The following is a 7,378-nucleotide window of genomic DNA, read 5'->3' as shown; positions in this document are numbered from 1 at the left end:
CTGCGAGTGCCCACACAGATTGTCTGATTAAGTTGTTAAAGAGCGGTGGCAACCGGCAAGTTCTTCCGGGTTGCGAGGCGGCGTATCTTACGCTTCCCTCTGTCAATGTCAAGCCTTATTTTTCAGGGCCTTCCATTTTGTCATCCCGACAGGTTTGTATGTTTGTCGTGACAACGGGTGCGCATTATAGGGAGCTATCTAATTTACGCAAGCCTTTTTGTGATTTTTTTATTTAAATGTTCACAAACTAAACGAAAAGGCTATTTTTACCTATTTTTTATCACATTTGGCAGGTCTGCCAGGCTATTAATAACCAAATCTGCGACATGTTCTGCTTCTTCCGTTACAGATTTTCCTGTACGAACAAGAATCTTGGTACTTACATCAGCTGCATTTGCTGCCAACATATCTTCTAGTTTGTCTCCCACCATATAAGAGGCAGACATATCAATATGTAATTCTTTCTGTGCGTCAAGCAACATACCCGCTTGTGGTTTACGGCAATTACACTTCTTCTTATATGTTTCATCACTTGCTTCCGGGTGATGGGGACAATAATAGATACCATCCAGATCAACACCCCGGTCTGCCAGTGACCAATCCATCCACTCTGTTAACTGGACAAACTGATCTTCTGTAAAGATTTTACGAGCAATGCCTGACTGATTTGTTACTAGGACCAGTGCATAGCCCATTTTTTTCAATTCCAACATGGCTTCAATCACACCATCAATAAATTGAAAATTATCTATTTCATGTACGTAGCCATGATCGATGTTAATCGTGCCGTCACGATCTAAAAATACGGCGGGAATACTTTGAGTCACTTGATTGCTCCAAGAATGTACTAAGTAAACAGTATCGCATGATTTATTACTGAATGAGAATGTAGCATTTAATTTATTCCCAGTTGACTTGGACGTCTAGACACCTTAACATCCGCTTTAATTCATGACTTGTCGAAATGTTCTCAAGTCATTCATCTTTTGCATCTAATACATCTAATACATCTAATACATCTAATACATCTAATAAGAAAAAAATGATAAGACTGACACAGATAGATAAGATATTTCAACAAGGAACGCGTTCAATCAAAGCGCTTTCAGATATCAATTTGCATGTCCCGCAAGGGCAAATCTATGGTGTCATAGGTTCTTCTGGTGCTGGGAAAAGTACTTTAATTCGCTGCGTAAACATGCTTGAACGTCCAACTTCAGGCCAAGTATTAGTTGATGGGCAGGATCTTACCTCTCTTTCAGAGCGTGAATTAACTCGTGCACGTCGTCATATTGGCATGATTTTTCAACACTTTAATTTGCTGTCATCCAGAACTGTATTTGATAATGTTGCATTACCTTTAGAGTTGGATAACACATCAAAATCCGAAATAAAGAGCAGAGTTAACGAATTGCTGGAGTTGGTTGGTCTTTCTGATAAGCATGATGCTTATCCTGCCAATTTGTCTGGTGGTCAGAAACAACGTGTTGCTATTGCCCGTGCTCTGGCAAGTTCTCCAAAGGTACTTCTGTGTGACGAAGCCACCAGCGCGCTGGATCCAGCAACAACACGTTCTATTCTAGAGCTATTAAAAGACATTAATCGCCGCTTGGGTCTGACCATTCTTCTGATTACCCATGAAATGGATGTCGTTAAACGCATCTGTGATCAAGTTGCAGTAATCAGTGGTGGTCAATTGATCGAGCAAGATATTGTAAGCGCAATATTTTCTCATCCTAAAACGCCTGTTGCCCAAGAATTTATTAAATCTACGCTGCATCTGGATATTCCTGAAGATTATCTACAGAAATTACAACCAGAATCTGCACCTGACCGTAGTCCGTTATTGAAACTGGAATTTACAGGTAAATCAGTTGATGCGCCTTTAATTTCAATGGCAGTTCGCCGCTTTAATATCGACATCAGTATCTTGAGTTCTCAAATGGATTACGCAGGTGGTGTTAAATTTGGGGTGATGTTGGCTGAGCTAGATGGGGAAAACGACAGTATCAAATCAACAATTGCGTTTTTAGAAGAGCATCATGTGAAAGTAGAGGTTCTCGGTTATGTCTGAAGGAATGATTTTATTATTAGCTAAAGGAGTCTGGGAAACCCTCGTAATGACTTTTGTCTCTGGTTTCTTTGGCTTTGTTATTGGATTGCCGGCTGGTGTGCTTTTATATGTTACTCGTCCAGGACAAGTTATTGAGAATGGAGCGCTTTATCGCATACTTTCTGCATTGGTAAATATAACTCGCTCGGTTCCATTCATTATTTTACTGGTATGGATGATTCCATTCACCCGGCTGATTGTCGGAACGTCAATCGGCTTACAGGCTGCGATTGTTCCTCTAACGGTTGGAGCGGCACCTTTTATTGCTCGCATGGTAGAGAATGCTTTATTGGAAATTCCATCTGGATTAATCGAGGCAGCACGTGCAATGGGTGCAACACTGTTCCAAATTGTCAAAAAGATCTTATTACCGGAAGCATTACCAAGTTTGATCAATGCAGCAACAATTACTTTAATCACCTTAGTTGGCTATTCTGCAATGGGTGGGGCTGTTGGTGCCGGAGGTCTGGGTCAGATTGGTTATCAGTATGGTTACATCGGTTATGATGCAACTGTGATGAATACAGTGCTAGCTTTACTGGTTATTTTAGTGTTCTTGATCCAGTTAGGCGGTGACCATTTAGTAAAAGCTGTCAATCGCAAATAAAGTTATTTCAACGATAAAGGTGTTGGTAACAGCACCTATTAAAAACAGGGCTTATATTCGAAGGCCTCACTATAGCAGTACTCAGTAACTTGATAAGACAGGTTATAAATCAGTATTCAATAGGGGTAAAAATATGTCAGTGAAATTGAAATCCATTGCTGTAATAGGCGCATTATTAGGCACGTTGGCTATTGCAGGCTGTGGTCAAGAGCAAAGAGACCCAAATCACATTAAAGTTGGTGTTATTGTTGGACCAGAATTAAAAGTTGCTGAAGTTGCCAAACAAATAGCTAAAGATAAATATGGCCTTGATGTTGAGCTGACGACATTCAATGACTATGTTCTGCCAAATGAATCACTGAGCAAAGGAGATATTGATGTAAATATCTTTCAACATAAGCCGTATTTAGATCAGCAAGTAAAAGAACGTAACTACAAATTGGCTATTGTCGGCAACTCTTTTATCTACCCAATGGCTGCTTATTCTAAGAAAATTAAATCACTGGATGAGCTGAAAGATGGCTCCCAAATTGCCATACCAAATGATCCGACCAATCAGGGCCGCTCACTACTGTTACTGCAAAAACATGGTCTAATCACGTTGAAAGATAGCGTTGGTTTGCTGCCTACGATTCTGGACATTACCAGCAACCCTAAGCAATTAGATATCGTTCAACTGGAAGCACCGCAGCTGCCTCGCTCTTTGGATGATCAGAAGATTGCTCTGGCTCTCATCAATAATACCTATGCAGGGCAGATTGGTTTAACGCCAGAACAAGATGGTATCTTTGTTGAGGATAAAGATTCACCTTACGTAAATATCATTGTTAGCCGTGAAGACAACAAAGATGCTGAAAATGTGCAAAAATTCGTGAAAGCATTCCAATCACCAGAAGTAGAGCAAGAAGCACATAAAGTCTTCAAGGGCGGAGCAATAAAAGGCTGGTAATCTTTCATATTCAGTTAATCGAGATTAGAATTATCAGGCGGGTATTTTTATATCCGCCTATGTTTATTGGGGGAAAGCAAGCGCTTTCATCGTAGTTTCAGATTCCAGCACCTACTCAATTACTGGCTCTATCAATATAAGGATTCAACTTGATGCATGTGTTATTTATCTGTTTCATGGCGCTCTTTATAGTTGGGTGTACTTCATTACCAACTAAAACCAATAAGGCTGACATGCCGGATTCGAAGTTGAAACATCAGTCAGGCAAGCAAAATAAGGCGTTCTCTTACGTTCGCCTGTACACCAAAACAGATGAACTTTTAGGCTCACCATTTAAAGATTTAGGTATTGTGTCCGGTGAGTCCTGCCGCAATACACTGCAAGATCGTCCAGCCAGTATCGCAACTGCACGACAAAATATGCTGGCAAAAGCAGCCAGCCTGAACGCTAATGCTGTCTTACTTCATCAATGTGCACTTTTATCTGGTCAGGGCTGCTACCAAATAGCTATTTGTGAAGGTTCAGCACTGTCGATAAACAATAAATAATTATTACCGAATTATTATTATCCAAAACACCCATGACAGATTTCCATTTTACACAAATAAGCACCATTCATTCTCCCTATAAAGAGAAGTTTGCCATTCCCCGTCAATTGTGTTTGGTGAAAGATGGAACTGGGCAGCTAGAACTACTTAACCCGAATTCTGTTTAAGCCGTCACTGGGAAATCGTCTTCTGAGTAGAAAATTTTCAGTGACGGTTTCTTTTCTTTAACGCAGTAAGCAATCAATCCACATAAAACGGTTAACAGAAACCCTTTTATACTTCGGTGGCGAGAATGCTCTATTTGAGAAATGTGTTTCAATTGGCCATTAATGGGGTGAGTAGGCCACGGGAACTGCCCCCGCAGCCTCTCGCAGAACGGTACGTGAGCCTCTCGACTCATACCGCTCCCATCAGGCAAACACGCCTGTCATTCCTGCCCGCCAATGAGCAAACAACCCCTTATTCTGCTTTGCGATCCTTTGAAGCAGTTTTGAGGCTTGGGTTTTGTGTCTGCTCAGGGCCTTGAACTTTCGCCTGGCCCAGCGCACCAGCGCTTTGTTGAGTTGCCTGAAGACCTTATACAGTTCCGACCGGCAAAATTGCCCATAATAATTCAACCAACCATTGATTATGGGATTTAGCCAGTTTGCCAGTTGTATCAGGTTCAGTTCTGTCCGCATTCGGATTTTCAACTTGCGAATTTTGAATCTCATGGCTTTTTGGGCCGCTTTGCTGACTGCCGGCGTGAAACTCACAAACAAACTGTTTCTTTTACGGTTCTTGACCCACCTTGGTCTGAAGGTATATCCCAGAAAATCAAAACTGGTATATTCATATTTTCCTTTTCGTTCGACATCCTTACAGTAAGCAATCCGGGTTTTGTCCGGATGCAGTACCAGTCCACATTCCCTGAAACGGTTTCCAACATTTGCCAGATTTCTCTGGCCTGAGCTTCACTCTGGCAATGAACCAGTCCATCATCTGCATAGCGACACCATTTCATCCGGGGATAATATTTCTGCCTCCACTTGTCGAAAACGTAGTGCAGAAATAAATTAGCCAGTATCGGACTAATCACACCGCCTTGCGGTGTCCCTTTCTCCCGGAATAACACCTTTTCATTGCCTTTCATCGGGGCCGTTAGTCAGCGTTCGATGTACAGACAGAGCCACGGACTGTTTGTGTGTTTCCTCACGGCTTTCATGAGAAGATCATGAGGAATATTGTCAAACAAGCCCTTGATATCGAACTCCAATACCCAATCCTGCTGCCAGCATCGCTGCCTGGTGACCCGGATGGCATCAATCGCCGATTTATTCGGGCGGTAGCCATAAGAATCCGGCAGAAAATGAGGTTCAACAAGCGGTTCGAAATGCAGCCTGACCACCATTTGCGCCACACGATCCGCGACAGTAGGAATACCCAGCAGGCGTTCACCCCCCGATTTCTTGGGAATGGCAACACCTTTCACTGGGGGCGGATAATAACTGCCCGATGATAAGCGGTTCCAGAGTTTATACAAATTCCCTTTTAAGTTTGATTCAAAATCCGCGATGGTTTGACCATCCACGCCTGCCGCACCTTGATTAGCTTTAACCAATAACCAGGCTCGGGACACTTCCCTTTTCTCAATGACAAACGGTTTTGCCTTCACCTCCGTATCTCCTCCTGCCTGACAGTTGGATACCGGGTAAGGCTGCCTGACGTGACCCCTTCGCTCCACATTCATTACAAATATTTCCCCACTACTACGAGTCACTCCGCCCCTGTATCACGCTTCGGTACTCTCATACTGTCAATTCAGTGACTTGCATTTCTTCCTTAACATCGTGATGACAGGTTCCCGCAGTTCCCAGAAAGAGCCCGATACAAAGTCACGCCCACTCTACGCCGGACACCACCTGCGCAGCATTCGGATCCACTCACAGATTTATCCCGGAAGATAGAAACGCCCCCGGTTTTGATGTCAACTCTCTTCTTTACGACGCGTCCACATAGGTTCGGTTTTACTCGTCTCTTTGTACCCTACCTGCCGAACTCTTGTTCGCGCTTTGACCTCAACGCTCACGACCTCCGCTCTTTACGGCAGCCGCTTGAGGTGGTTTGAAGCCAGCTTCCGACAGCGGACTTCGGTGGGCCTACCACCCTCTCCTCCTGAGCTTATGCTACATACTGGCTGCATTCCCTATGCGGCTAGTTTGTATGCCTGCGGCACACTTTCGATGATAAAACGCTTTAATAACATTATCCTATCCCACTCTTCCAGCACCTGGGCTTTCATATTACGGCGCTTTTTCGTGATAAAAGTCACCCCATTTTGGGCTAAATCCTCCGCTAATTCCTTGCTGAGATAACCTTTATCACCGTAAAGACAACCCATTAGCCCTTTTGCTAATTCACGAACAGGTTCCCGAACATCCACATTACCGGGCATCACTTTAAGTGCCAAAATTTCGCCCTGATGGTTCACCATCAAATGTAATTTGAACCCGTAAAACCAACCCATTGAGGTTTTTCCTCGTTTTGCGATTCCCTCAAACACCTTATGACGGGGAATACGGATGTTATGGCACACTTTCAAACTGGTGGAATCAATAAAAGCGATGCCTGTGGGGTCTCCTTTTAATTGAGTCAGATAACTGCATAGCGGTACCAAAACGGCAGGGGCGACACTGATGAAACGGGTATAACTGAGCAACGTGGGGAAATCCTGATGGTGATATTTCCCAATATGCTCCAGATAAAAATGCGTAAAATTACGGTAATGCGACAGGTGGAAGAGGATCAGAATGGTCATGATTTCACTGGGATACATATGACCTTGTCTGCGACGCAGACGGGAGCCATTATCAAGACAAAATTGCGTCCATTGTGGTATAAAAAAAACGGCAAAAATCATCGACATCACAGAAGATTCCAACTAAGTTGTTCATGGCCTGTTCCCCCTCGGAGAGGTTTTTGGTGGGCACCAAAACATTGCCCCGGGAACAGGCCTCTCGTCAACTTCTTAATCCAGAATTCGGGTTATATTAGCTTGAACATCTATAGCAGAATCATAATACTGTGTCATAATACCTAAATCCCAATGACAAGGTAGAATTGAGATGGGTTACAGTCTAGATTTTCGAAGAAGAGTACTGGCATGCAAAGACAAGCATGCA

Annotated in this window: 7 protein-coding genes and 4 pseudogenes; 6 read left to right on the top strand and 5 right to left on the bottom strand. The window is 43.2% G+C overall.

What is annotated here, in order from left to right; all coding sequences use genetic code 11:
• Positions 1–236, top strand: a 236-nt coding sequence (locus BM329_RS14865) for a hypothetical protein (protein WP_218153290.1), incomplete at its 5' end; no start/stop codon positions are given.
• 30 nt (positions 237–266) lie between these two features.
• On the opposite strand, the gene gmhB is transcribed toward BM329_RS14865, so the two are convergent.
• Positions 267–827 carry a D-glycero-beta-D-manno-heptose 1,7-bisphosphate 7-phosphatase gene (gene gmhB, locus BM329_RS13665; RefSeq protein WP_092554251.1) on the bottom strand — a complete coding sequence of 187 codons (561 nt, stop codon included), beginning with the start codon at positions 825–827 and terminating at the stop codon, positions 267–269.
• 215 nt (positions 828–1,042) lie between these two features.
• On the opposite strand from gmhB, the gene metN reads away from it, so the two are divergent.
• The 5 genes and pseudogenes from metN to BM329_RS15135 form a co-directional block, all read left to right on the top strand.
• On the top strand, positions 1,043–2,074 hold the full coding sequence (gene metN, locus BM329_RS13660) for a methionine ABC transporter ATP-binding protein MetN (protein WP_092554248.1): 1,032 nt from the start codon (positions 1,043–1,045) through the stop codon (positions 2,072–2,074).
• Positions 2,067–2,720 (top strand): methionine ABC transporter permease MetI, encoded by a 654-nt coding sequence (locus tag BM329_RS13655; protein WP_092554245.1) that lies wholly within the window; start codon positions 2,067–2,069, stop codon positions 2,718–2,720. Before metN ends, BM329_RS13655 begins: the two co-directional genes overlap by 8 nt.
• A gap of 133 nt (positions 2,721–2,853) precedes the next feature.
• On the top strand, positions 2,854–3,669 hold the full coding sequence (locus BM329_RS13650) for a MetQ/NlpA family lipoprotein (protein WP_092554242.1): 816 nt from the start codon (positions 2,854–2,856) through the stop codon (positions 3,667–3,669).
• A gap of 152 nt (positions 3,670–3,821) precedes the next feature.
• On the top strand, positions 3,822–4,217 hold the full coding sequence (gene rcsF, locus BM329_RS13645) for an Rcs stress response system protein RcsF (protein WP_092554239.1): 396 nt from the start codon (positions 3,822–3,824) through the stop codon (positions 4,215–4,217).
• Positions 4,218–4,249: 32 nt separating this feature from the next.
• Positions 4,250–4,372, top strand: a pseudogene (locus BM329_RS15135) (tRNA (N6-threonylcarbamoyladenosine(37)-N6)-methyltransferase TrmO); the annotation flags it as partial.
• A gap of 8 nt (positions 4,373–4,380) precedes the next feature.
• On the opposite strand, the pseudogene BM329_RS14565 reads toward BM329_RS15135, so the two are convergent.
• The 4 genes and pseudogenes from BM329_RS14565 to BM329_RS13635 all read right to left on the bottom strand — a co-directional run.
• Positions 4,381–4,548 (bottom strand): annotated as a pseudogene (locus BM329_RS14565) (IS982 family transposase); the annotation flags it as partial.
• Between the two features lie 79 nt (positions 4,549–4,627).
• Positions 4,628–4,972: a group II intron maturase-specific domain-containing protein gene (locus BM329_RS15130; RefSeq protein WP_245759095.1), complete on the bottom strand. Its 345-nt coding sequence runs from the start codon at positions 4,970–4,972 to the stop codon at positions 4,628–4,630.
• Positions 4,969–5,946, bottom strand: a pseudogene (gene ltrA / locus BM329_RS13640) (group II intron reverse transcriptase/maturase). The gene BM329_RS15130 and the pseudogene ltrA overlap by 4 nt, the downstream one beginning before the upstream one ends.
• A 483-nt stretch (positions 5,947–6,429) precedes the next feature.
• Positions 6,430–7,150 (bottom strand): annotated as a pseudogene (locus BM329_RS13635) (IS982 family transposase); the annotation flags it as partial.
• Positions 7,151–7,378 lie beyond the last annotated feature (228 nt).

This window comes from Xenorhabdus koppenhoeferi, assembly GCF_900116635.1.
In the GTDB taxonomy this organism is placed as follows: domain Bacteria; phylum Pseudomonadota; class Gammaproteobacteria; order Enterobacterales; family Enterobacteriaceae; genus Xenorhabdus; species Xenorhabdus koppenhoeferi.
The sequence above is the reverse complement of the archived record's forward strand: the minus strand, read 5'-3'. Positions and strand labels throughout refer to the sequence as shown.

Coding starts and splice junctions, on each gene's coding strand:
- rcsF (WP_092554239.1), top strand. CDS start 3,822: ATGCATGTGTTATTTATCTGTTTCATGGCGCTCTTTATAGTTGGGTGT.
- BM329_RS13655 (WP_092554245.1), top strand. CDS start 2,067: ATGTCTGAAGGAATGATTTTATTATTAGCTAAAGGAGTCTGGGAAACC.
- metN (WP_092554248.1), top strand. CDS start 1,043: ATGATAAGACTGACACAGATAGATAAGATATTTCAACAAGGAACGCGT.
- BM329_RS13650 (WP_092554242.1), top strand. CDS start 2,854: ATGTCAGTGAAATTGAAATCCATTGCTGTAATAGGCGCATTATTAGGC.